This is a genomic window from Lentzea aerocolonigenes (assembly GCF_000974445.1).
Classification (GTDB): Bacteria; Actinomycetota; Actinomycetes; order Mycobacteriales; family Pseudonocardiaceae; genus Lentzea; species Lentzea aerocolonigenes.
This window is the reverse complement of the sequence record NZ_BBOJ01000006.1, coordinates 422,804-446,591: the sequence shown is the minus strand read 5'-3', so window position 1 is coordinate 446,591 and position 23,788 is coordinate 422,804. Positions and strand designations below refer to the sequence as shown.

Here is a 23,788-nt window from a genome sequence, read left to right as displayed (position 1 = left end):
AGTCGATTACCGCTGTGACGGCCAACCGCATCCGCCGTCAGCGACTCCGCCGGCGTCGGCGCCTCGGTGCACCGGTGAAGGTCCTGACCAGGGCGTTGGCGTCGGCCTGGAGACCGCGATATCCGTTTTCCTGGATGAGAGTGAGAGCCCTCCCCGCCGTGGCCGTCGTTTCGTCGGCTCGGTCGAGTGCCCGCAGCGCCGCTGCCATGCCGACGAGTACCGCTGCCTGCACGTAACGGCTGTCAGTCGCGACTGCCAGCCGGTAGGCGTGCTGGTGTTGCTCGAGCGCGCGCTGCGGGTGCCCGCGCTGGAGGTAGACGCTGCCGAGGGTGTTGGCTGCGATCGCTTCGGTCCGTCGGTCGGCGATGTCCACGGCGACCGTGAGGGCGGTGCGGGCGAAGTCCAACGCCTCGTCGCACCGGCCGGCGACGCGGTGCACGTTCGCCAGGCCGTACAGGCAGATCGCTTGGCGGTCTCGGTTACCGGACTGGCGGTGCAACGTCAGGGCATCGGTGTACAGCGTCATGGCGTCGTCGAGTCGCCCCAGGTCGTGGTAGGCGTCGGCGAGGTTGGTCAGTGCCGTCGCGTGACCAAGTCGGGCGCCACTCGCCTGGTGCAGCTCGACTGCTCGCTTGTGGAGGGTGACGGCGGACTCGGGGTCTCCCAGTTCGCGGCGCACTCTGCCCAGGTTGTCGAGGCTGACCGCCTGGCCTGCCAGACAACCGGCCCGTTCGTGGGAAGCGGCCGCGCGGACGTAACGTTCGGCGGCGTGGCGGTGCCGACCGGCCTGCGAGTGCACGGTGCCGAGGTTGTTGAGCGCTGCGGCTTGTCCTTCATGCCATCCGGCCCGCTCGGCAAGGCGCAACGCCGTTGTGAAGTGGGTGATGGCAGCTTCGCCGTCGTTTCGGGCGTTGTGGGCAGTGCCCAGGTTGAGGTGCGCGGCTGCTTGCGGGCCCGGTTCATCGCCCGCGGCGCGTAGCGCGTCCGTGGCAACGGCCAACCAGTCGCCGATGTGGCGGCGCAGGTAGAAGTAACCCCGCAAGGCGTCCGCCAGCCGGCACGCAGCCCAGTGCGGACCGCGTCCCGCCGCCTCGTGCACCAGCGCGAGCAAGTTGACGCGTTCACGGTCCAGCCAGTCGGAGGCCGACGCCGGGTCGGTGAACGGCACGTCGCCTGGGCCTCTCGATGGCGAGAACGTCGTCGTCAACCGCGTCGTCTCGGGGTAGAGCAGCTTCGCGGCGGCGTCCGTCGCGGTCACGTAGAACGCGCACAGCCGGTCCATGGCGGACGTGATCTGACCTTGGCCGTCCTCAGCGTCGGCGAGCGTACGCGCGTACAGCCGCAGGAGGTCGTGCAACAGGAAACGGCCGGAGGTCGTCTCGGTCACGAGGTGGGCGTCGACGATCCGTCCGAGCATCCGTCGGGCGTGTGCCGGCTCGGAGTCGGTGAGGGCCGCGGTGGCCGACAGGTCGATGTCGGTGCCGGGCACCAGCCCCAGCATCCGGAACATGCGGCGTTCGTCCGGCTTCAGCGCTGCGTAGGACAGGTCGAACGCCGCTCGGACCGCCGACTGTTCGTCGCCGTCGACCTGCAACGAGTCCAGCCGGTTGCCGTCGCGCAGATCGGCGACGTACCGCGCGATGCTGTCGTGCGGCCGCATGACCAGATTCGCGGCGGCGATGCGCAGCGCGAGCGGCAGGTAGCCGCAGACCTCGGCCAACTCGGCCGTCGCCTGCCGTTCGGCGTCAACCCGCCGCCGGCCGAGCATCCCGGTCAGCAGGGCCTCCGCCTCGTCCGCCTCGAGGATGTCGAGCGTCAACAGACGGGCACCATCGCTCACGAGCAGACCGCCGAGACGGACTCGGCTGGTGACCACCACCAGACACCGCGGACCGCCCGGCAGGAGGGGACGCACCTGCTCGGGGCTGCAGGCGTTGTCCAGCAGGATCAGCACCTGCCGGTCGGCCAGCAGACTCCGGTACGTCCCGGCGGCCTCGTCCACGTCGACCGGGATGCGTTCAGGTGGCACGCCGAGCCCGCGCAGCAGCTGCCCGAGCGCGTGCGCGGGCTGCATCGGCGGGCTGTTCGCGTAGCCGCGGAGGTTCACGTACAGCTGGCCGTCCGGGAACCGTGCCCGGACGCGGTGGCCCCAGTGCAACGCCAGCGCGGTCTTGCCGATGCCGCCGACGCCGCCGATCGCGGCGATGAGCAGTGTCGACCCTCCGCCGTTCTCCGTCGCGGCGAGGAACGAGTCCATCTGCGCAAGCTGCGCGGACCGTCCGACGAACCCGTCCACCGGCGCCGGGAACAGCGCGGGTCCCGGCGCCTCGTAGGGCCTCGCCGCCACCTGCGGCCGGTGCAGCTCGGGGTCCTGCCGCAAGATGGCCCCCTCCAGATCGCGCAGGTGCGGGCCCGGATCGATGCCGAGGTCGTCGTGGAGTACCCGTCGCAGACGCTGGTAGGCGCCGAGAGCGTCGGTCTGCCGGCCTGATCGGTACAACGCGAGCATGAGCTGTTCGTGGAAGCGTTCGTGGAACGGGTGTTGTCGGGTCAACTCCTCCAACTCGGGCACGAGCTCTCGGTGCTCGCCCACGGCCAGTCTGGCCTCGACCAGGGTTTGCACGGTCTCAAGGCGTAGAGCCTCCAGGCGCTCGGCTTGGCCGCGCAGCCATTCGAGCTCAGCGACGTCCATCAGCGGCTGTCCCCGCCAGAGGACGAGCGCCTCCCGCAGGAGCGCGATGCTCTGCGACGGGTTGCCGGCCTGCTTGCTCTGGCGGACAAGGCGTTGTGCGACCTGCAGATCTGTGCTCTCCGCGCCGAGGTCGAGCACGTACCCCGGCGACCGCGCCACGATCGCACGCCTGCTGCCCAACACCCGCCGCACCTGGGAAACATGGCTCTGCAACGTGTTCGCGGCCGTCGCCGGCGCCTGGTCACCCCAGACGACGTCGATGAGGCGGTCGACGCTCACGATCTCGCCGGCCGCCAACCCGAGCACCGCCAGCACGCTCTTGCGCCGCAGGCCCGAAAGCGACCGGACCACGCCGCCGACAACCACGTCGACCGAGCCGAGAAGCCGCACCTGCACGAGTCCGCCCGTTGTCCCACGAGATTCGATCAAGGCCACCGCCAATCCGAAGCCCTCGTCCGGCAGTAGAGATGAGCGAAAGTGCCGGTCCTGGATACGTCTTCGGCCAGCTGCCGCCCAGCGGCCGCCCAGCTGCCGCAGCAGCGTTCGGAGTTCGGCGGAGGCCTCGATGGTCTTGGCCGTCGTGGCGCGGGCATGTCCCGTTTCAGCGCGCTTTCAGCACGGGATCAGGCGGTGGCGCCACCGTTGACGAGCCGGGGAGATCGGGGCACTCGAGCAACGATCCTGTGTGAGGTCTGCAGGTGAAGGCCGCCGCAACCCGGGTAAGCGAGGCGCCGATTTGGGTACGCGGCTGCCCGCATCGCGGTCCCGTCAGCGGATACACCAGCTGAAGCAGGGACAACGGGGGGAAGGAAGTCAGGTGGATGACGGCGCGCTGTCACGTGGGCTGACCGTGTTCGTGTTGGGCGAGCTGGAGGTGCATCAGGCGGACCGGGTGCTCAAGAACGCCGCCGTGGGGAGCAGGAAGGCGCGCCTCGTGCTGGCGATGCTCGCGGTGCACAAGGGATACTTGCCGGTTGATCGCATTGCGTTCGAAGTGTGGGGTGGCCGCGCGCCGCGCGACTCCGGTGCCGGCGTGGCCACGCTGGTGAGCAGGCTGCGTTCCGTGCTCGGACCACGCACGATCACCGGTGGCCGCGGTGGTGGCTACCGGTTGGCGGAAGCGGTGCGCGTCGACCTCACCACGGCCGCGAACCTGGTGGGCGAGGCGGAGTCGCACCACAGCCAAGAGCGGCCGGCGACCGCGCTGGCGGCGGCTCGCCGGGCGATGACGCTGCTGGACGCCGGTGCCGTGCTCGCCGGGGAGCCGGAGGCAGGCTGGCTGGAACCGGCTCGCGCCTGGCAGGCACGGCTGCTGCGCCGGGTGCGGCAGGTGAGCGTCGAGGCTGCCCTGGCGACCGGGGACGTCCGTGCGGCGGTGCACGCGGCCGAGGAGGCGGCGGCAGCGGATTCGTTCGACGAGGCGGCTTGCCGGCTGTTGATGCGTTCCTACCGCGCCGCGGGTGAGCCGGTGCGCGCGCTGCTCGCCGCGGACCGGCTGCGCGGCGTCCTCGCCTCCGAGCTCGGGGTCGATCCGGCGCCGGCGACCCAGCAGCTGTACCTCGCGATATTGCGTGACACCGCAAGAGCCGCCGGTTAGCCGATATCTGGCGCCCGTCGACGCCCACCTTCGGGTGTGATGCTGGAGCGAGAGCACGAGATCGCCGAGCTGGCCGCCGCCGCCACTGCGGCCGCCAGCGGCTCCGGATCGGTGGTGCTGATTTTCGGAGAGGCGGGCATTGGCAAGTCCAGGCTGGTAGCGGCCGTGCGCGGCGTGCTCCCGCCACGTGGCCGGCTGCTCGTCGGCTACTGCGACGACCTGGTCACGGCGCGAACACTCGGCCCGTTCCGGGACTTGGCGGACGATGTCGGCCCCGAACTGGCCGGCGTCCTGCGTGACGGCGGTGACCGGGACGAGCTGCTCGACGCGCTGCGCCGGGAGCTGACCCGGCCGCGGCGGCCGACGGTGCTCGCCGTCGAGGATCTGCACTGGGCCGACGACGCGACTGTGGACGTGCTGTCCTACCTCGTGCGGCGGGCGGCGGAGCTGCCGGTCGTGTTGCTGCTGACCTACCGCGACGGCGAGTCGACCGCTGGTCGTCCGCTGGAGCGGTTGCTCGGGCAGGCGGCCAGGGCACCTCGGCTGCGGCGGCTCGAGCTGGCGCCGCTGTCCGAGGCGGCGGTCCGGCGACTGGCAACGCCCAGCCGCCTCGACCCGGACGAGGTGTACGCGGTGACCCGCGGAAACCCGTTCTTCGTCACGGAGGTCCTCGCCGCAGCGGACGTCGACGCGGTCCCGCCGACGGTCGTCGACGCCGTGCTGGCCACGGTCAGCCGGCTGGACCCGCAGACCCAGGAGGTGCTGGCCCAGGTCGCGGTCGTGCCATCTGCTGTGCACTCACACCTGCTGGACAGGTTGTTACCGAAGGGCATCGCTGCGGTCGCGATCGCGGAGCGGCATCGGCTGCTCGACGTGTCGCCGGACCGGGTCGTCTTCCGGCACGAGCTGATCCGCCGCGCGATCGCCGACGCGTTGCCGGTGGCGCGAAGGGTCTTGCTGCACCGTCGGGTGCTGGCCGCGCTGACCGCACGGGAGGGATCCGACCCGTCGGCGATCATGCACCACGCCGTGCAGGCGGGCGACGTCGCCGCGATCGTGAGGTTCGGCCCACGCGCCGCCCGTGACGCGGCGGATGCCGGCGCCCACCGCGAGGCCGCGAGCCACCTGCGTCAGGTACTGGAGCACCGGGACCGGTTCGAAGCCGGCGAGCTGGCCGATCTGCTCGGCCGGTACGCGGTCGAGTGCACCACGATCGGTGAGATCTCCGCGGCGCTGACCGCTCAGCGCGACGTGGTGGCGGTGTGCAGAGCCCTCGGCGACCCGCGGCAGCTCGGTGCCGCGTTGCGGTGGCTGTCCCGGATCTGCTGGATGGCGGGGGAGCACGAGCTCATGGAACGCACCGCGGACGAGGCGGTCACCGTGCTGGAGAAGGCGGGCGACGACAAGCTGCTGGCCCAGGCGCTGAGCAACAGGAGCTGGCAGCACCTGCTGGCCGGCCGGTGCGTCGACAGCGTCCGCACCGGCATGCCCGCGATCGAGCTCGCCGCCGAAGATCCGGTGACCCTCTCGCACGTGTTGAACACAGTCGGCACGGCGCAAAGTCAGCTGGGACTGCCGGGCGGCAGGCGGCTGCTGGAGCACAGCCTGCGGGTGGCGTTGTCGGCCGGGTCGGCCGACGCGGCCTGTCGTGCCTACAGCAACACCGTGTGGCTGGACATGCAAGAGCTGCGTTTCGCGCAGGCCGGGGCCGTGCTCACCGATGCGATCAAGCTCGCGGAGGGCACCGAGCACCTCACGTTCCTGCACCACTTCTGCACGTTGCGGGCAGAGGTTGCCCTGGCCACCGGCGCGTGGAACCAGGCCGTGGCGGATGCGGAGCTGGTCATCACCGTGCAACCGCATGTCCAGCCGCTGATCAGGCGCCCGGCGCTCACGGTGCTCGGCCTGGCCGTGATCCGCCGAGGCCGGCTGGGAGGCGACGCGTTGCTGACGGAGGCCTGGGAACTGGCGCAGCGGATGGCCGAGCCGCAGCACACCGCGCCCGTCGCCGCCGCCCGAGCCGAAGCGGCCTGGTTGCACGGCGACGTCGCCGAGGCGGTCGAATGGCTGGTGCCCGCCTACGCGGAGGCCCGTCGGCCGGGATACCCGGCGTTTCGCGCCGAACTGTCCTACTGGCTCGGGAAAGCCGGGGATCCTGTCCCGCCGGACGACTCGGACCACCCGTACGCGCTGCAGGCCGCCGGTCGGTGGCGGGACGCGGCGGCAGCCTGGCAGCGCGCGGGCTGCCCCTACCACCACGCCGCGGCCCTGGCCGAGAGCACCGAACCCGACGACCTGCTGGCCGCACTGTCCATTTTGGATGACCTGGACGCCCGGCCGTTGGCTCGGCGGGTCCGCCTCCGGCTGCGAGAGCTCGGTGTGCCGCGCATCCCACGTGGTCCTGCCACCGCCAGCCGGACCAACCCGGCGGGACTGACCGGCCGCCAGCTGGAGATCGCGCGCCTGCTCGCCGCCGGCCTCACCAACGCCGAGATCGCCGACCAGCTCGTGCTTTCCGTGCGCACCGTCGACAACCACGTCGCGACCGTCCTCGGCAAACTCGGTGTCAGCACACGACGTCAGATCGCCGCCCGTGCCGAGGCGCTGGGAATCTCGTTGCAGACCAACGCGCGTTGACCGCTTCCGCTGCAACGGCACTGCAATCCGGCTCGCCATCCTTGAACACGTCACGAACATGACGTCGTCGAGGAGGTGAATCGCATGAGCGTGCTCAAGCTCCAGACCATGGCCGCACAGGTGAAGTCGGGCCCGCAGGCCACCAGCTGCACCAGCAGCGGCGGCAACTGCTGCAACGGCCAGAAGACGAAGGCCGCCGGCCTCTGACAGTTCCGCCAGTTCTGACAGCGAGGTGGATCGGATGAGTGTGCTCAAACTTCAGCGCATGACGCCTCAGGTCAGATCGGGGGCCGCGGTCGCCACCATCGGCAGCAGCCACATGAACTGCTGCAACGAGCTGACCAGAGCTGTTCGGTTCTGAGGACGACCCGTGCGGGGGCGAGGCCCGCCCCCGCACGGCTTCCAACGCCAGGAGGAAGAAAGACATGCGTGACGAGAGATGGGTGGACCGGTTCTTCTTCGCCTGGCGGGACACGCTGTTCTTCGATCCGCTGGAGGTCTACTACGTGCCGAGGGAGGACCACTTCCTCGCTTCGCTCGACGAGCTGGCACGCGAGCGGTTCGTCCGCCACGGCATCTGGTGGATGCACCGGCACAACGAGCACCTGCCCGTGCAGGGCTGGAAGATTCACGTGTCGGCGAGCGGTCGCAACGTGTACGACGTCGCCGCCACCGCGATCGGGTACCTGACCGCCCACGAGATCGACTTCAAGATCGCGCTCGACCGCAACATCTTCGAGATGCTGAACACCAAGACGATGTCCCGCGGCAGCAGCGGGAAACTGGTGACCATCTACCCGCGCGACGACGACGAGTTCCGGTCGTGCCTCGCCGATCTCGCCGAGCTCCTGGCCGGTGAGGAAGGCGCGTACGTGCTCTCCGATCGGCGTTATCGGGATTGCAAGTCGCTCTACTTCCGGTACGGCCAGTTCCTCGACAACCACACTGTCGACGCGCTCGGCAGGCAGGTGCAGCACATCACCGGACCGGACGGGCTGATCGACGACGACCGGCGCCCGGAGTTCGTCCAGCCGTGGTGGCTGCCGTGGCCGTTCAACGACTGGAAGCCCGACGACGAGGACGAGGACGAGCTGCTCGGCGGCCGCTTCCGGGTGACCGAGGCCATCCAGTTCTCCAACAGCGGCGGGGTGTACAAGGCGGAGGACACCGCCGACGGCGATCGCATCGTGGTGATCAAGGAGGCGCGCCCGCACTCGAACATCAATCCCCGCGCGGGCTACGACGCCGTGGACGTCCTCGCTCGCGAGTGGACGTTCCTCAACCGGCTGGCCGACGTCGGCGCGTTCCCCGCGCCCGTTGCCGAGTTCCGCCACTGGGAACACCACTTCATCGCCGAGGAGTTCGTCGACCGGCAGGACATCCGTTCGGTGCTGCTCGAACGCAACCCGCTCGCCCGGCCGGGGTTCGACATCGAGCGGTCGCGGGAGTTCCTGCGGCTCTTCCTCGCCATCTTCCGCGGGCTGGCGCACGCCGTGCGGGCCGTCCACGACCGCGGCGTGATCCTCGGTGACCTGAGCGCGCCGAACGTGCTGATCGACCCGGAGACCTTCGAGGTCACCATCGTCGACCTGGAGGCGTGCCGGCTGGACAGGGCCGACGACGCCGAGGCGCACCTGGAGAGCGCGATCGAACTGTTCACGCCGGGATTCAGCCACTCACGGCGCGAGTTCGTCGCGCAGGGCACCGCGGACGACGTCTTCGGCCTGGCGAACATCATGGCGTACTTCATCTTCCCGATCGCGGCGATGTCGTACCTGCGCGAGGACGTGCTCGACCTCTACCGGATCTTCGTCGACGCCCTCGGCTGGCCGGCCGGGATCCACGACCTGATCAAGGACCTCGCTCAGGGGCGGATCACCCTCACGGACGTCCTGGCAGCGCTGGAAGACGAGGCGGATCTCGTTGGCCAGGTAGAGGCGCCACCACCGCGACCTGCCGACGAGGAACGGCTCAGGTCGGCGGAAGCGGGCGTGGCCGCCTTCGTCGAGGCAGCCGCCGATCCGGACCGGAGCACGCTGTTCCCCACGGATCCGTTCGCGCACCTCACCAATCCGCTGAGCCTGGGCTTCGGGGCAAGCGGCGTGCTGTGGGCGCTCCGCGCGTCCGGGGCGTCCTGCCGGCCGGAGTGGATCGCGTGGCTGCGGGAGCGGCTGCACGACATGGACGTGGGGGAGTACCCGGACGGTCTGATGAACGGCCTCGCCGGCATCGCGTGGGCGGCGGACTCGCTCGGGCTCGTGGCACCGGCCAGGCAACTCCTGCGGCAGGCCAACGAGCGGGCGGCGGAGGCCGGCGACTACACGTTCTACTACGGCCTCGCCGGTCTGGGCATGACGAACCTGCACTTCTACCTTCGCGACCACGCCGAACGCGACCTGGCCGCGGCCAGAGAGTGCGCGGAAGCGTTGCGCGCCAACGCACACCACGATGGTGACCACATCTATTGGATGAACGAGTTCGCCCAGGACGGGCCGCTGACCGGTCTCGGCTTCGGTCAGGCCGGCGCCGCGATGTTCCTGTTGCGGATGTACCAGGTCACTGGTGACGAGGACTACCTGCGGCTTGGGCGAGGTGCGTTGTCCTGGGAGATGGCGAACGTCGAGCCGTTCGACGACATCGTCATGTTCAAGCACCAGGGCACTTTCGAACCGTATGTCGAGGTGGGGAACGCGGGTGTCGTGCAGGTGCTGCTGCGCTACGGCGACCTGGAATCCGCCCGAAAACTCCTGCCCGGGCTGGACATCGGTTGTTCGGTGATGCCGGGATACGCGTTCGGCATCACCGGGGTTGCCGACGCGCTGCTCGACGCGGCCGCGTTCACCGGCGACACCTCCTACCGGCGCACCGCGCTGCGGCAGCTCGACTTCGTCAGGAACGTGTTCCTGTTCGAGCCCGCCGAGCGGTTCGAGGTGCTCAGCCGGGACGGGACGGTGCCGCTCGGTCTGCCGGGTGAAGGGCTGTTGCGCTGCGCCTGCGACTACCTGACCGGCTCGGCCGGGGTGCTGCGGGTGCTGCACCGCCTGAACCACGGTGGTACGGCCGATTTCCTGCTCGACGAGGTGTCGCGATGACCGAGCTGTGGCATGCCCTGAGAGGACACCGGACCCCGTTCGTGCTGATCGCCGCGAGCGTCGCGATCATCGGCGGTGTCGAGGCCGTGGTGCACCCGTTGCTGATCCAGGCGTTGTTCGACCAGGCGATCATCGCGGGCGACTACCGCACGTTCCTCGCGCTCGGCGTCTTCTACCTGCTGCTCGGTTTCACCGTCAACATCGCGAGCTACTGGATCCTCTGCTGGCGCAAGCGGTTCGAGAACTCGTTCACGTTGTCGGTGGAGATGGAACTGCTGGACCGGACGCTCGCCCTCGACCTGCGACCGGTGTCGGCGGCGGGCAACGCGTCCTACGTGAGCCGGGTCCACAACGACGTCCACGAGGGTGTCCTGCCGGCCATCGACGTCTGGATCCGCATCGCGAGGACGACGGTCGCGTCCACGGCGTTCGTCGGAGTGCTGTTGTACCTGTCCTGGCAGGCCAGTCTCATACTGCTGGTGATCGTGCCGCCGCTGGTGTTCGTCAGCAACCGCCTGGCCAGGCGGATCGCGGACAACACCGAACCCGAACGCGAGGCGGAGGCCAGGTACATCAACGTGCTGGCCAGGACACTCGAAGCGTTCCGGGCACTGCGTGGTCTCCGGTTGCTGCTGCCCGGCACCCGTGAGGCGAACAGAAAGGCGCTGAGCGGGTTTCTCGACATCACGTTCGTCAACTACCGGCTCGCCCTGAAGCAGAGCACGCTGAGCGACCTGGTGATGAACCTGTCGGACACGGCCTCCATGATCGTCGGCGCGTACTTCGTGTTCGTCGGCAGGATGACCTTCGGCAGCTTCCTCGCGTTCGTGAACTCGCTGTGGCGAGCCGTGACCGGGATCTTCGACCTCATCAACATGATCCCGGAGACGCGCCGCAACACCGCGGTGCTCAAACGCATCGACCGCCTGCGCGGCTCCCAGCTCGCGCGGAACCACGACGAAGGACCCGTGGTGCTGGTCGACGGTGCCGAAGTCACCTACGACGACGGCTCGACGGTCCGGCTCGACGACTTCGAACTGCGCGCGGGTGAGCGCGTCCTGCTCCGAGGCCCGAACGGTTGCGGGAAAACGACACTGCTGCACGTCATCTCCGGCACGCTCGCCCCCGAGACCGGCTTGGTGGCCGCGCCCGCGCGAGTGGCGAGCCTGACCGCACCGGTGAACCTGCCGCCTTTGCCCGTCCGCTCACTGGTCCCCGACGCCGAACTTCGCGCGTCGCTGGACCTGGACGGGCTCACCGACCAACTGCCGACGGACCTGTCGTCCGGCCAGCGCCAACGGGTCGGGATCGCCGCGCTCGTCGGTGAGGACGCAGACGTGTACCTGGTCGACGAACCGTTCGCGAACCTCGACGAAGACGCGAGGCAACTCGTTCTCCTCGCACTGATGCGGCGGACCAGCGGTCGCGGCTTGCTCGTCGTCCACCACGGCGACGAGAACCTCGACTGCCACTTCGACCGCGTGGTGACGTGGTCGGGCGCGCTCACATCCGGGTGAAGGACCGATCGGCGTCACCGTGGGCCCCGGCGAGGATGCGCCGGATCCAGTGGCGCTCGCGACTGGGCTGCTATCTGATCCCGGCCGAGTACGAAGTCGCGTATTGCTCTCAACACCCACCACGCCGACCGGCGCTGGTCTGAAACCGAAGCCGGTCTCGAACTCGTGACGGTTCACCTGCACGGTCGTAGGAGAGGCGGCACAAGGCATGTGCGACCAGGAACGCCTCGAGCGCGTTCGGTAGGGACAACGCTCGACAGCTCGCGTCGTTGAAGACGCGAATCAAGCAGACAGCACCGCAGGCGCCCATCGCGTCGAGAGGCTGACACCCGTGCGTTGAACGCGATCACAACTCACGCATCATCCCGGGCCACGTTCCTCGACGCATCGCGCCATCCCGTGTGCCCGTATCAGGCAGTGGCGCGACAAATGGGAGCTACTTGAACCGAACTGACCGGCGTGATCCGTGGCGGGGAAAGGGTCGCGGCAGCATCAGTGGCCGTCCTCAGCTGTCGTTCGCGCGTAACTGTCCTGTGTGGAGCGTTGATCCTCGGCAGTGGGAGCCATCTGGGAGGACTCAATGTGCAGCAACGGTTCCGGACTGCGTCGAACAGCAGTCAACGGTACCGGCGCGACCTGCGGTTTCAGTGTTTCCGCTGCTGGCGCACGTGTTCGGGCGGCCCTGAGGGCAAGGGGCCGCAGGTTCTAATCCTGTTGTCCCGACGGCGAATGAACAGCGGGTTCACCTTTCGAGCTAGATCTGCTGGCGTCGTCTTTGCCGGATTGTGGTCGCAAAGTGGTCGCGCCACGCCGCTTCGGCTTCTTTCAATGCCGTCTCGATCGCTTTCACCGCGTCGAATGCGGCGTGGCGGAGCAGGCGGCCGTTGATCTCGGTCGCGGTCGACAAGGTCGAAAGGCGCGGCGTCTTGGACGTCATGGCCAGCGGAACCTGCGAGCGGCGGACCGGTCGGAGGCGGACTTGACGTGAGTGACGGGCGATGCGTCCGGCCGCGGAGGGCATGCGTAGCCGCAGGCGTTCGGATTTCCGGCGGCGGGCTTCGTGGTCGGTGAGGTCGAGCATCTGGGTCCAGGCGGTCAGGTCCTTGCGAGGACGGAACCGATCGAGTCGCAGAAGGACGTCGACCGCGCCCGCCTGCGTTGTCCCGGCGAAGGCATCACCGCTGGGTTATGTTCCATTTTGTTTGAAGTTGGCGTCTCGGGTTCGGTGTCGGTGGTGACCGCCGCGTGATCCGCTGCCCAGGCATGTGCCGGGTTCGGTCTGGATTTTGCCTGGTGGTAATGCGGATGCTGGCGGCTTTGTCGTGATGCCTGATTGCCACCGCTTGCGCGTCAGGGTTGTCGAACACTGTCGACGCGGATCGTCGAATGTGTCGAATGCGAGGCTGTTTCGCGAAATTTCCCGGCAGGTGAGTTTCTTTGTGCATGTGGTGCGAGGTGGTATAAGGGTTTCCCCGGGATCTTTGCAGTGTGGCGTGATTGTTCCTTTTTCGATGGATCACCTCCGGTGATGCTCTTGGCTGTACTTGCTCTTTGGTGGGAATCCGCCAATTGAGATGCTCGCCGAGTGGGACGAAGGTGCGTGATTGTGACCGCAGAGGCGTTGATCGGCAGAGATCGGGAATTGGTTCTCTTCGCTGACGTGGTGGTTGCGGCGCGCGCCGGCACCCCACGGGTCGTACTCGTGCGCGGTCCGCGGGGGATCGGCAAGTCGGCCTTGGTCGACGCAGCGCTGGCCGATCCGTCGGCCGGGCCGGGCACGGTGCTGCGGACGACCTGTCTCCCCGGCACGGCCGCCTTCGGCACGGCGTGTGCGCTGCTCGCCTCCGTGTCCGGCGGAGACCTGTTCCGTCGGGAGTTGCTGGCATTGCGGTCGCTCGGCGACCACTGCGCCGGAGAGGATCGGTCTCTCGTCCGTTCGATCATGCACCGGCTGCACCAGGTCGTGGTGAACACCACCGGTCGTGCTGGTGGGCTCGTGCTGGTGCTCGACGACGTGCAGCACTGCGACGCCTCGTCGCTGCGCTGGCTGGACTTCACCTTGCGCAGGGCGGCGGAACTGCCGTTGCTCGTCGTGCTCGCGCTGCGCACGGAGGCCTTGACGTCGGTGCGCTCGCTGCCGGCCGGTCTGCTGGAACTGCACAGCGGACTGGTCCTCGATCTCGGGCCGCTCGCTCACGACGACGCGGTGGTGCTGGCGGCCGATGCGCTGGGATCGGGGACCGAGACCGGTTTCGCCGAGCAGTGCGTTCGCGTTGCCGACGGAAACCCCGGCGTGTTGTTGCGCCTGATCGAAGTGCTGAACGGCCGGCGCGTGCGGCCGGTGAACGGTGAGGCGTCGCGGGTGGCCGCGTTCGGCAGGCTGGCCGCGCTGCGGGACATGCTCGCGGTGCTCAGCCACACCGAACACGCACTGGCCGTGGCGAGGGCGGTGGGTGCGTTGGGCACGACGGACGCCGAGCTCGTCGCCACGCTGGCCGGGGTGCCGGTGGCTCATGTGCAGGTGGTCGTGGAGCTGTTGCGGAGCAACGACTTCCTGGACGAGAGCGGGCTGGCGGTCCAGGTCGTCGCGCCGGTGCTGGACGGGCTGTCCGCACGGCAGCGCGAGGAACTCAGGGGGCGCGCCGCGTGGTTGCTGAGCGTCGCCGGATATCCGGCGGGCCAGGTCGCGGAGCAGTTGCTCCCGCTGCCGGAGCAGCCTGAGCCGTGGATGCTCGACATCCTGCGTGAAGCCGCGAGGAACGCTTCGTTCTCGGCTCGGCGGCGCTATCTGTTCGCGTTGTACAGATCGGATCCGCACGACCCGCAGATCCGGGTCGACCTCGCTGCCGCGGTGGGGCGGGAAGATCCGGAACGCGCACTGGAGCTGTTGAGGGAGGCGCTGGCGCTCACCGGCAACGTCCGGGAGCGCGCGTCTGTCGTGGTCAAGCTCGCCGCCGCCGGGCTCGCCACCGGCCGGGCGCCCGAGGTGCTGGAACTGGTCGACGCCGCGCTGGCCGAGCTGGGGTCGGCGGGCGGGGCCGACCACGCCGCCCACAAGGACCTCGTGCGCGGTCTCACCGCCTCTCGGATCATCGGCGGTCTCGCCGACGTCAGCACGATCGGCGCCACGCTGAAAAGCGCCGGAGTCGCGACGTTCACCGATCTCGGCACCGCTGGCGAGACCGTGGCCGAGCGACTGCTCGCCGCGGCGCGGGCCGCGCTCGTCACCGCCCGTGGCGAGCAGGCTCACCTCGCGCTGGAGTACGCGAGCACGGCGGCGGGACCTGTCACGTCGCGGCAGTCCGTGATCAGCTCCTTCGTCTCGGCTCTCGTGTGCCACCTCGCCGGCGAGCGGATCACCGCGCTCTCGATCCTCGGCCGCCTGGTCGAGGAGAGAAGCACGGAGAACGATCACCGTGGCGAGAGCACGGCACTGTCCCTGCGGGCCCTGATCCGGGCGGAGTCCGACGAACTCTCCGGCGCCTACGCGGACGCCCGCCGGGCGGTGGAGCTCTCCGGTGGCACGGGGCGGCCGGACTCCGTCGCACCACGGGTGGCGCTGGCCACGGTGCTGGCCTTGCGCGACGAAGTGGACATGGCGGCGCTCGTGCTGGGTGAGCCGACGACCTGCGGGGTCTGGGAGCATCACGAGTACCTCATGACCAGGGGCCAGATCCGCTGGGCGCAGGCAGACATCCCGGGCGCGATCGACGACCTGACCGCCTGTGGCGACAGCCTCCGCGAGGCAGGCATCGCCAACCCCTCCTTCGCACCGTGGTGGCTGGACCTCGCCCGCCTGCTCGTCGAGGTCGGCCGGGCGGACGAGGCCGTGGAACTGGTCGAGCACGGTGCGAAGCTCGCCCGGCGCTGGCGCACGCGGCACGCGCTGGGACTGGTCCGGCTCGCGCAGGGTTCGATCGCGCACGGCGACCAGGCGTCCGCGCTGTTGTGCGAGGCCGTCGAACTGCTGGCCGCCACCGCGGATCGGGTGCGCCAGGTGGAGGCCGAGCACCTTCTCGGACTCGCGCTGGCCCGCGGCGGTGACCTGAGGGGCGGACGTGCACGCCTTCGGCACGCGGTCGATCTCGCGGTGCGATGGGGCCAGCGGGCGCACGCGTCGTGGGCTCGTGCCGACCTCGAAGGCCTCGGTGGCCGGATGGGCCGTCGGGACGCGGTGCTGACGGGCTCGCTCACTCCGAGCGAGCGGAGGGTCGTGGCCATGGCGGCGTCCGGGGCGAACAACCGGGAGATCGCCGAGGCGCTGGTGGTCTCACTGCGCACTGTCGAGATCCACCTCACCAGCGCCTACCGCAAGCTCGGGGTGAGAGGGAGGCGGCAGCTCGCCGAGGCACTGACCGCGCACACCGGTTCGCAGGCCTGAGGATGACGGCGGAAGGGAGCCGGCGATGACGGACGCCCGCGGGGAACGCGCCTCGTCCCCCAGCAGCGATCCGGGCAGTGGGCACGTCCTGGTCGAACGCGAACAGGAGCTCGACCTGTTGCGCGGGGTGGTGGCCGATCTGCTGTCCGGCACGCCGCGCACGGTGTTGTTGCGGGGGCCCGGGGGATCGGGGCGCAGCGCCCTGCTGCGCTGGACCCGCGCCCACGCCGAGACATCCGCCTGCCGGGTGCTCGTCGGCCGGTGTTCACGCAGCGACGTGACCACCAGGTTCGGGCTGGTGTCGCAGCTCGACCCGGCGTACTGCGAGGAGAGCGGGGCACTGGCCGGCGCGATCCGGTCCGCTCTGCTCGAAGAGGCCGGGAGGTGGCCGGTCCTGGTCCTGCTCGACGACGTGCAGTGGATCGACCCGGACTCGGAGCACTGGCTCCGCGTGATGATCACGAGATCCGCCCACCGGCCGCTGGCGGTCGTTTTCGCGGTCACGGATCCGTTCGCACAGGAGTGGCAGGAGTACAACGTGCAGAGCCTGCCCGCGGCGATGACGACCCGGCGGCTGAGACCGCTGAGCGAGCCGGCTGTGCTCTCGGTGCTGCGGGCACGCACGGGAGGAACGATCGATCCCCAGATCGCTCGCGTCGTCGCCGGCTCGACGAACGGACGTCCCGCACTGGTCCACGACGCCGCTGCTCTCGTCGGCACCGACCCGAGCCCGCACCGGGCGGCCGAGCTGGTCCGGCGTCACGTGGACGCCGACCGGGCCGCGGCGCTGGTGACCGGACTGCCGCTCGAGCTCGCCGATCTCGTCCGCGTGCTCGCGCTGGAACCGGGGAAGCTGGACTTCGAACTGGTCTGCGCACTGGCCGAGGTGCGGACCATGTCACCGGCCAGGGTGCGGGAGCTGGTGCGGGGCCTGGAACTCGGTGACGGTGCCACGCCGCTGGAGCACGACGCGCCCGCCGCCGAGCGGATCCTCGCCGGGATGGACGCACAGCGCAGGGAGGAGCTCTACGCCAGGGCCGCGGAAATCGCTCACCGCAGCGCGCTCGCGGACCCGGAGGTCGCCCGGTTGCTGTTGCGAGCCCGGCCGATCGGGGAGTGCTGGGTGGTCGAGACGCTGTGCAGGGAAGCGGCGCACGCCCGCACCGCCGGTGAGTTCGGCGTCGCCGTCAAGCTGCTGACCAGGGCACTGAGGGAACCGCTCGACGCCGTGCAGAGGGGCAGGCTGGAGATCGACCTCGCGATGGCCTGCGCACCGGACTCTCCCGTCGCGGGAGAACGGCTGCTGCGGCGGGTGCTGCTGCGCGACAGCGGGCCGGAAGTGTCGCAGGTCCGGCTGGACGCGGCCGACCTGCTGGTGGCCGGCGGCGATGACACCCAGGTCCGGCCGACGCTCGGGATGGTCTGTGACAGGGCCGATCTCGCCCCGCACGAACGGGCCGCGCTCTCGGCACTGTGCTGGATCGCCGACGATGCTCCGCACGAGGGACCCGAGCTCAGTCTGCCCGTGTCGGCGGAACCGCCCGGCCGTCCGGACGGTCCGGTCCAGGCCGGTGTGGTGGCGTGGCGGCTCGCGGTGCGGGGCGTCGACCTGTCCGCGGCCCGCGCGCTGGCAGTGACGGCGCTGGAGGACGACGAGACCCGGCTGATCACTCCCAAGGTGCTGGTGTGCCGCACGCTGATGTTGACCGATGACGTGGGCGCGGCCTTGGCGGGTCTGGACAGGGCTGTCGCCCTCGCGCAGGAGCGCGGCGCGGGTGTGCTCTGCGCCGTGGCACATCTGGCTCGCGGCAGGTTGCACACCCGCGACGGCAGGTTCGAGGAAGCGGCCGCGGACATCGAGGCCGCCCTGGTCCACATGCCACGGCGGTGCTGGCACCCCGTGGCGTTGCCGAGCGTGGTGGCGGTGGAGGCGGCACTCGCGCTCGAGCGAGGACATCTCTCGCAGGCGGAGTCACTGCTCGACGTCGACTGGGAGCCGAGGGTCCGGCGCGGCTTCGGCTGGGTGCAGGTGCTGCTGGTCAAAGGTCTGATAGACCTGCACCGCGGCCGGCCCGCGGACGCGTTGACGAACCTGCGCGAGTGCGGACGGCGGCTGCTGGCACGGGAGTGGACGAATCCGGCCCTGCTCGCGTGGCGGACGCTCGCGGGGATCGCGCTGCGGGCACTCGGCAGACAGGAGGAGGCCGCGCAGCTGGTCGCCGAGGAGCTCAGGCTGGCCAGGCGATGGGGAGCGCGGACGACGGTCGGGGGTGCACACCTGGGCGCGTCGCTGGTGCTCACCGGAGCCGAGGCTGAACAGCACTGCGCCGAGGCGGTCCGGTTGCTCCGCGGCTCGGGGTGGCGGTTCCGGTACGGGCAGGCGCTCGTCGCGCTCGCCGGCCACCGGGTGTCGTCGGGCGCGGTCGGCGACGCGCTCGACCTGTTGCTCGAGTCCGACCAGCTGGCCTCCGAGTTCGGGTCGCACCAGCTCACCGAGAGCATCCGCGGCACCGCGGCACAGATCGGGGACCTGTTGTCCCCCACCGAACGCAGGATCACCGCGCTGGCTGCCTGCGGTCTGTCCAACGCGGACATCGCCCTGCGGCTCGCGGTCACCCGCAGCACGGTCGAAGGGCATCTCAGTGGTGTCTACCGCAAGACCGGCGTGATGCGTCGGCACCAGCTCAGAGCCCTGCTCGAGCTGGCTGTCGTCGAGGAGCGTGACCGCGATGATGCTGGAGCGTGACGAGGAGCTCGCCCAGCTCGAGGCGGTGCTCGACCGGGCGCGGGCGGGCGCGGGGGCGTCCGTTGTGATCAGTGGCCCGCTCGGTGTAGGCAGATCCGCACTTCTGCTCGCCGCCGGGGAACAGGCCAGGCGACGCGGGTATCGCGTCCGGTGGGCCGCCGCGTCACCACTGGAGCGGGACTTCGTGCTCGGGGTGGTGTCTCAGCTGTTCCACTCCGGCTCAGGTGAGCGCGCGACCGGAGAGTCCACAGTGGACTCCGTTGTCCGTGCGCTGAGCGCGGAGGCACCGCTCGCGTTGCTCGTCGACGACCTGCAGTGGGGCGACGAGGCCTCGTTGCGGACGCTGGGGCGGCTGGCCTGTCAGGTCGACCGGCTGCCCGTGGTGCTGGTCGTGACGGTGCGCGATGGTGACCCCGGTACCGAGGCGGCATCGGTTCGGGACGTGCTCGACTCGGCGTCAGTGGTGCTGCGGCCGCGGGCGCTGTCGGCGGCCGCGACCGGTGAACTGGTCAAGAGCACGTTCGGCGAGCCGGGCGACGACGAGTTCGTGCTGCTCTGTCACGAGATCACCGCTGGGAGCCCGATAGCGTTGAACGGCCTCCTCGTGGAGCTGGCCGGCGATGGGATCAGCCCGCTGGTGACGGCCACCGACGGCCTGCGGGCCCTGCGGCCGGAGTCACTGCGCGCGAGGCTCGTCTCGTACGTCCGCGGGCTGTCCGCACCCGCGCGGACCGTCGTCCAGGCCGTCGCGACGCTGGGGCACGACGCGGACGAGGAGACGGCGGGGCCGCTGGCCGGGCTTGATCCGGTCCTCTGGAGCGACACCGTGCGGCAGCTGACCCGGCTGGGCCTGCTCGTCACAGACCCGGAGCTGCGGTTCACCCACGTGTTCGCCGCCGACGCGGTGGCGCACGTCGTGTCGGCGCACGAACGGGAAGTGCTTCATCTGAGGGCGGCGGAACTGCGGCACGACCGGGGCTTTCCGGCTGAGCGGGTCGCCGCGCACCTGCTCGCCGTCACCTCCGCGCTCGACGAGTGGGCGATCTCGTCGCTGCAGGAAGCGGCCATGCTGGCGCTCGGCCGGGGTGAACGGGAGACGGCCACGTGTTACCTCCGCCGGGCGGTGTTCGCGGTACCGGAGGACGGCGTGCGCCGGGCGCGGTTGCTGGTGGATCTCGCCTTGGTCGTCCGCGGTACCGATCCCGTGGTCGCCACCCGCCACATCGCCCAGGCCCTGCCCCTCCTCGGCTCCGCGAGGGAACGCGGCGCGGCGCTGATGCGCCTCGCGCCCTCCCTGCTCGACACGGCGCGTCAGCCGGTAGCCGGCCTGATCCGCGGTGTCGCCGCGGAGCTGGGCGACACCGCCGAGCTCACCGGAGTCGACCGCGACCTGGCGTTGCGGCTGGAGGCGAGGACCCGCTACCTCGGCAGCCGGGATCCGAACACGCTCGCGTCCTCCGCCCGGCGGCTGGCCGCGCTCGGCAGCGAGCTGGGTGTCACGAGCGGCGCGGAGCGGGAACTGCTCATCGTGCTGTTGCACTCGAGCATGCTCTCGGTGCGCATCTCCGCCCCGGACGCCGCCAGGCTGGCCAGGAGCATCCTCGACCGGGAGCCGGCTTCTCCCGCGCACGTCCACACCACGATCCCTCTGCTGGTCGAGGTGCTCGTCGCCGTCGAATCGCTGGACGAGGCGTCGTCGTGGCTGGACACCGCGTCCGGTCTGGTCAGTCCTCTCGATCGAGGTGCGGAACTCGCGCTGATCGACGCTGCTCGCGCTCTGGTGCGGGCGAACGAGGGAGCCACAGCCGAGGCGGTGGCGCTGGCGGTCACCGCGGCGCAGGCGTCGGTGCCGGACTGGGCGGTGCCGGAGTCTCCGTTCGTGCGGTCCATGGCTTCGGTCGCGATCGAGTGTCAGGACCGGGATCTCGTCCGTCTGGTGCTGGCGCGCTGTGAGACCCGCGCTGCCGAGGGCGGACGGGTTTCGGCTGCCTTGGGGATGCTGCGGGCGGCGTTGCTCGACGGACAGAACGACGCGGAGGCGCTCTCGCACGTGCTGGAGTTCGGGCGCATGCTCGACCGGTTCGGCTGGCGGAACCCCGTCCTGATGCCCTGGCGGGTCTGGGCGGTGCGGTTGAACAGAGGGCTCGGCGACCTCTCCGAGGCACGGCGGCTCGCGGACGAACAGCGGCGCCTGGCAGCGGCATGGGGTGCGCCACGGGCACATGGACGGGCCTTGCGCCTGCTCGGTGAGGTGACCGAGGGCGCGCGTGGAGTGGCGCTGCTGCAGGACGCCGTCGACGTGCTGGAGTCGTTCGGCCGTCCCCAGGAACTGGCCAGGGCACTGTGGTCACTCGCGAACAGGCTGAGGGACGCGGGCCTGCCCGGCCACGAGGGCGCGTCCGCGCAGGCTCGCCGCCTTGCGCTGACCGGCCATCGGGAGTTCGAGAGCCAGCCCGCCCGCGCCGTCTCCACCCCGGGCATTCCGGAGCTGACCGGCGGCGAGCGCCAGGTCGCCGAACTCGTCGCGGAGGGCCGCACCAACTCCGAGATCGCCGAGGTGCTCGAGATCAGCAGGCGTGCCGTGGAGAAGCGGTTGACCGGTTGCTACCGCAAGCTCGGGGTCGCCGGCAGGTCCGGGTTGCTCGAGGTGCTCGGCTCCGCGGCGCACCGGCTCGCCGATTGAGCCGGATGATCCGGGCGGACAGGTCCCCGGTGCGGGAGTGCGGAGTCCGTACCGTGAGAGAGCGCTCCCACAGAGTTGCCGCGCACTTCTCGTGATTGATTGACCACGTGGAGTGGCATTCCTAGCCTTCTCACATCGGAACGTCCTCCTACGAAAGGTCAGGTCATCGTGAAAGTGGCCACCGGATTGTCAGAGGGATGGGCCGCCGCTGCCGCAGCCGACGACGCGCCGCCGGCACACGACACCACCAGCCACCCGGACGCCTGGGTCGACCTGTTCCGGTGGTTGTCGGGCGAACCCGCGGTCGGGGTCGCCCGGCTCGACAGCGGAATGCGGATCACCGAAGCGAACGCCGAGTTCCTGAGGCAGTTCCGCAGAACGCCCGGCGATCTCTACGGATGCCCGTTCCTGGACCTGTTGCACCCCGGTGCCGGGGTGCGAGCGCGCAGGAAGTTCGCCCGCCTCTCCGACAGCCGGCGACCACAGATGCTCGATCGGATGGCCGCCGCCGGTGCCGCGCCGGGCGAGCCGGCGTTTCGCTGTCAGGTGGCCGCGGTGCCGATCAGGGATGTGCTCGAGCGCCTGGTGTGCGCCGTCGTGCTGGTGAAACCCGAACACGCCGGCGACGGCAGCGTGGCCCACCGCATCTCGTTCGGTGAGGTCGACGCGCGGATCCTGGAGGGGATCGCGGCCGGTGAGTCCGGTGCGCAGCTGGCCCGCAGCCTGCACCTGAGCCAGCAGGGGGTCGAGTACCGGGTCGGTGCCATGATCCGCAGGCTGGGTGTGCACAACAGGGCGTCGCTGGTGTCCAAGGCGTACTCGCTGGGCCTCATGGACCTCGGCGCGTGGCCGCCCAGGGCACGGCGGGCGCAGGCCGGCTGAGCCGTCCGGAACGCCGTCGGCGATCAGGACAGCACGTTGCCGTCCGCCTCCCGGTAGGGCCTGGTGCGCCGGGGATCCAGGTGCACGTAGGTGCGTTGCAGCCAGCGGTCCCTGCCGTCGTAGCGGGGACGGAACGCGGTGCGGCCGTGCAGTGCCAGCCGGTTATCGACGATCGCCAGGTCGCCGGTGCGCAGGACGAAGGTGCGCCGCACCCGGTCGAGCGCCTCCCCGAGTGCGCGGAACGCGGCCGCGGCGGCTTCGTCCTGCGGCTGGGTGGCGTGGAAGTCCACCACGATGTCCGGGTCGTCCGGGCAGCCGTTCAGCACGGCGGACGGTTTGGCGGAGGGCATGCTGTCCCCGAACGACGGCGGTGCGTCCGTGACGAACCGGGGTTCGCTCAGAACTCGCCGCGTTTCCGGCGATAGCAGGGCCAGCGCGGTCCGGATGCTCGCAGTGCGCAGTCCCGCGACGTTTTCGTGGTCGTTGCGCAGGCACAGCAAGGCGACGTAGTCCGGCCGGTGCGTGTGGAAGGCGTTTTCCACGTGCATGGTCAGCGTGGTGGAGCCCGCGTTGCCCTGGAAGTCCTCCTGACCCGGCACCGGGACCACGTTCTGCACCAGGGCGCCGCCCTTCTCCTGGCGGAACGCGGTGACGTCACCCAGCTGGAGGCTGGTGAGTGCCAACGCCGCGGCGGGCGTGGTCGGGTGCCGCTCCACCGAGCCCGGCACGCTCGGAGTGGGCGGCAGATCGTCCTCGTCGACGGGCAGGCCGCGTACGAGCAGCACCGCCTCGGCGCCGGGGTGCCGGCGGAACCGCCGCAGCGCCTCGCGCAGACGCAACGGGAGTTCACAGGACAGCTCCATCGCCTGCTGCGCCCACTCGATGCTGTCGATCAGCGCCAGCGGGTTCGTGGTCAGGGCGGTGGTGAGCCGCCGAACCGCGTGCCGGTCGTTCTCCGTGAGCTCCAGCGAGATCACGCCGTCCGCGTTCACGGGTGAGTTCATCTGCGTCGTCATCGGTGGCTTCCCCTTTCGGGAGTCGGGACGGCGCCAGCTTCACCCGCCCGCGGGCTCGGTCACATCGCCCAACCTGCCAGTCCGTCACGCGAAATCCGGTGCGCTGTCGTGCCGTTCACCGTGCCAACTCGGGGGATGTGCTCGTCCTTCACGGGCAGCAGGCTCTTGGCACGGGCCGGCTGTCGGCCTGCTGATTGCCTTTCGAACACGAGGTGGTGGCTGCGATGAACAACAACCGCAATGCGAACAACCTGAACAACAACGCGAACAACATCAACAGCTGACCGGACTGCAAACCGGTCGTGCCGGGGTCGGGCGAGTCGCGCCGGCCCCGGTTTTCGCATGTCCGGATACCGGGGTGTGGTCGGCCTGAGGCACCGAACCTGAGCTGTCTCAAACCACAGTCTTTCGGCTCGGCGCAGTTCGGCCGACCGTCGAGAGATTGTGAATGGTATGTTTCCGGTGGCGATCATCTGTATTTGTTGAATCAGTGTTCTCGCATTGTCTTTACCCGAAATTCGGAAGCCTGCTCACTTTCGCGGATG

General features: G+C 70.0%; 13 protein-coding genes. 10 read left to right on the top strand and 3 right to left on the bottom strand.

Going from position 1 to position 23,788, the window contains the following annotated elements; all coding sequences use genetic code 11:
- Window positions 1-37 precede the first annotated feature (37 nt).
- Window positions 38-3,127: an AfsR/SARP family transcriptional regulator gene (locus AOM45_RS14610; protein ID WP_081902626.1), complete on the bottom strand. Its 3,090-nt coding sequence runs from the start codon at window positions 3,125-3,127 to the stop codon at window positions 38-40.
- Between the two features lie 382 nt (window positions 3,128-3,509).
- Between AOM45_RS14610 and AOM45_RS14605 the strand changes: the two genes are divergently transcribed.
- The 6 genes from AOM45_RS14605 to AOM45_RS14590 all read left to right on the top strand — a co-directional run bounded on the left by AOM45_RS14605 (window position 3,510) and on the right by AOM45_RS14590 (window position 11,535).
- Window positions 3,510-4,289, top strand: a complete 780-nt coding sequence (locus AOM45_RS14605; RefSeq protein ID WP_030472222.1) for an AfsR/SARP family transcriptional regulator — start codon at window positions 3,510-3,512, stop codon at window positions 4,287-4,289.
- 39 nt (window positions 4,290-4,328) lie between these two features.
- On the top strand, window positions 4,329-6,926 hold the full coding sequence (locus tag AOM45_RS14600) for an ATP-binding protein (protein ID WP_030472221.1): 2,598 nt from the start codon (window positions 4,329-4,331) through the stop codon (window positions 6,924-6,926).
- 84 nt (window positions 6,927-7,010) lie between these two features.
- Complete coding sequence (locus AOM45_RS52320; RefSeq protein WP_201779965.1) at window positions 7,011-7,133, top strand: class III lanthipeptide; 123 nt, start codon at window positions 7,011-7,013, stop codon at window positions 7,131-7,133.
- Between the two features lie 34 nt (window positions 7,134-7,167).
- The gene (locus AOM45_RS52315; protein ID WP_201779964.1) at window positions 7,168-7,287 is read left to right on the top strand and encodes a class III lanthipeptide; all 120 of its coding nucleotides are present in this window, start codon (window positions 7,168-7,170) and stop codon (window positions 7,285-7,287) included.
- A gap of 64 nt (window positions 7,288-7,351) precedes the next feature.
- Window positions 7,352-10,018: a class III lanthionine synthetase LanKC gene (gene lanKC, locus AOM45_RS14595; RefSeq protein ID WP_030472220.1), complete on the top strand. Its 2,667-nt coding sequence runs from the start codon at window positions 7,352-7,354 to the stop codon at window positions 10,016-10,018.
- Window positions 10,015-11,535: an ATP-binding cassette domain-containing protein gene (locus AOM45_RS14590; protein ID WP_030472219.1), complete on the top strand. Its 1,521-nt coding sequence runs from the start codon at window positions 10,015-10,017 to the stop codon at window positions 11,533-11,535. Before lanKC ends, AOM45_RS14590 begins: the two co-directional genes overlap by 4 nt.
- A 754-nt stretch (window positions 11,536-12,289) precedes the next feature.
- On the opposite strand, the gene AOM45_RS53640 is transcribed toward AOM45_RS14590, so the two are convergent.
- Complete coding sequence (locus AOM45_RS53640) at window positions 12,290-12,616, bottom strand: hypothetical protein (RefSeq protein WP_035913071.1); 327 nt, start codon at window positions 12,614-12,616, stop codon at window positions 12,290-12,292.
- Between the two features lie 519 nt (window positions 12,617-13,135).
- Here AOM45_RS53640 and AOM45_RS14580 point away from each other — a divergent pair.
- From AOM45_RS14580 to AOM45_RS14565, 4 genes are all read left to right on the top strand, one after another.
- Window positions 13,136-15,916 carry a helix-turn-helix transcriptional regulator gene (locus AOM45_RS14580; protein ID WP_162185741.1) on the top strand — a complete coding sequence of 927 codons (2,781 nt, stop codon included), beginning with the start codon at window positions 13,136-13,138 and terminating at the stop codon, window positions 15,914-15,916.
- Window positions 15,917-15,941: 25 nt separating this feature from the next.
- Complete coding sequence (locus AOM45_RS14575; RefSeq protein WP_030472217.1) at window positions 15,942-18,662, top strand: AAA family ATPase; 2,721 nt, start codon at window positions 15,942-15,944, stop codon at window positions 18,660-18,662.
- On the top strand, window positions 18,646-21,345 hold the full coding sequence (locus AOM45_RS14570) for an ATP-binding protein (RefSeq protein WP_030472216.1): 2,700 nt from the start codon (window positions 18,646-18,648) through the stop codon (window positions 21,343-21,345). The genes AOM45_RS14575 and AOM45_RS14570 overlap by 17 nt, the downstream gene beginning before the upstream one ends.
- Before the next feature lie 168 nt (window positions 21,346-21,513).
- Window positions 21,514-22,227 (top strand): LuxR C-terminal-related transcriptional regulator, encoded by a 714-nt coding sequence (locus AOM45_RS14565; RefSeq protein WP_156094279.1) that lies wholly within the window; start codon window positions 21,514-21,516, stop codon window positions 22,225-22,227.
- Between the two features lie 23 nt (window positions 22,228-22,250).
- Here the strand turns inward: AOM45_RS14565 and AOM45_RS14560 are convergent, their stop codons facing one another.
- Entirely contained in the window at window positions 22,251-23,243 is a 993-nt protein-coding gene (locus tag AOM45_RS14560; RefSeq protein ID WP_030472214.1) for a TauD/TfdA family dioxygenase, read from the bottom strand.
- Between the last annotated feature and the right edge of the window lie 545 nt (window positions 23,244-23,788).

What these genes read in the sequence shown, in the direction of transcription:
- AOM45_RS14560 (WP_030472214.1), bottom strand. Translation starts at nt 23,243, where the DNA reads ATGACGACGCAGATGAACTCACCCGTGAACGCGGACGGCGTGATCTCG.
- AOM45_RS52315 (WP_201779964.1), top strand. Translation starts at nt 7,168, where the DNA reads ATGAGTGTGCTCAAACTTCAGCGCATGACGCCTCAGGTCAGATCGGGG.
- AOM45_RS14570 (WP_030472216.1), top strand. Translation starts at nt 18,646, where the DNA reads ATGATGCTGGAGCGTGACGAGGAGCTCGCCCAGCTCGAGGCGGTGCTC.
- AOM45_RS14590 (WP_030472219.1), top strand. Translation starts at nt 10,015, where the DNA reads ATGACCGAGCTGTGGCATGCCCTGAGAGGACACCGGACCCCGTTCGTG.
- AOM45_RS14575 (WP_030472217.1), top strand. Translation starts at nt 15,942, where the DNA reads ATGACGGACGCCCGCGGGGAACGCGCCTCGTCCCCCAGCAGCGATCCG.
- lanKC (WP_030472220.1), top strand. Translation starts at nt 7,352, where the DNA reads ATGCGTGACGAGAGATGGGTGGACCGGTTCTTCTTCGCCTGGCGGGAC.
- AOM45_RS52320 (WP_201779965.1), top strand. Translation starts at nt 7,011, where the DNA reads ATGAGCGTGCTCAAGCTCCAGACCATGGCCGCACAGGTGAAGTCGGGC.
- AOM45_RS14600 (WP_030472221.1), top strand. Translation starts at nt 4,329, where the DNA reads ATGCTGGAGCGAGAGCACGAGATCGCCGAGCTGGCCGCCGCCGCCACT.
- AOM45_RS53640 (WP_035913071.1), bottom strand. Translation starts at nt 12,616, where the DNA reads ATGCTCGACCTCACCGACCACGAAGCCCGCCGCCGGAAATCCGAACGC.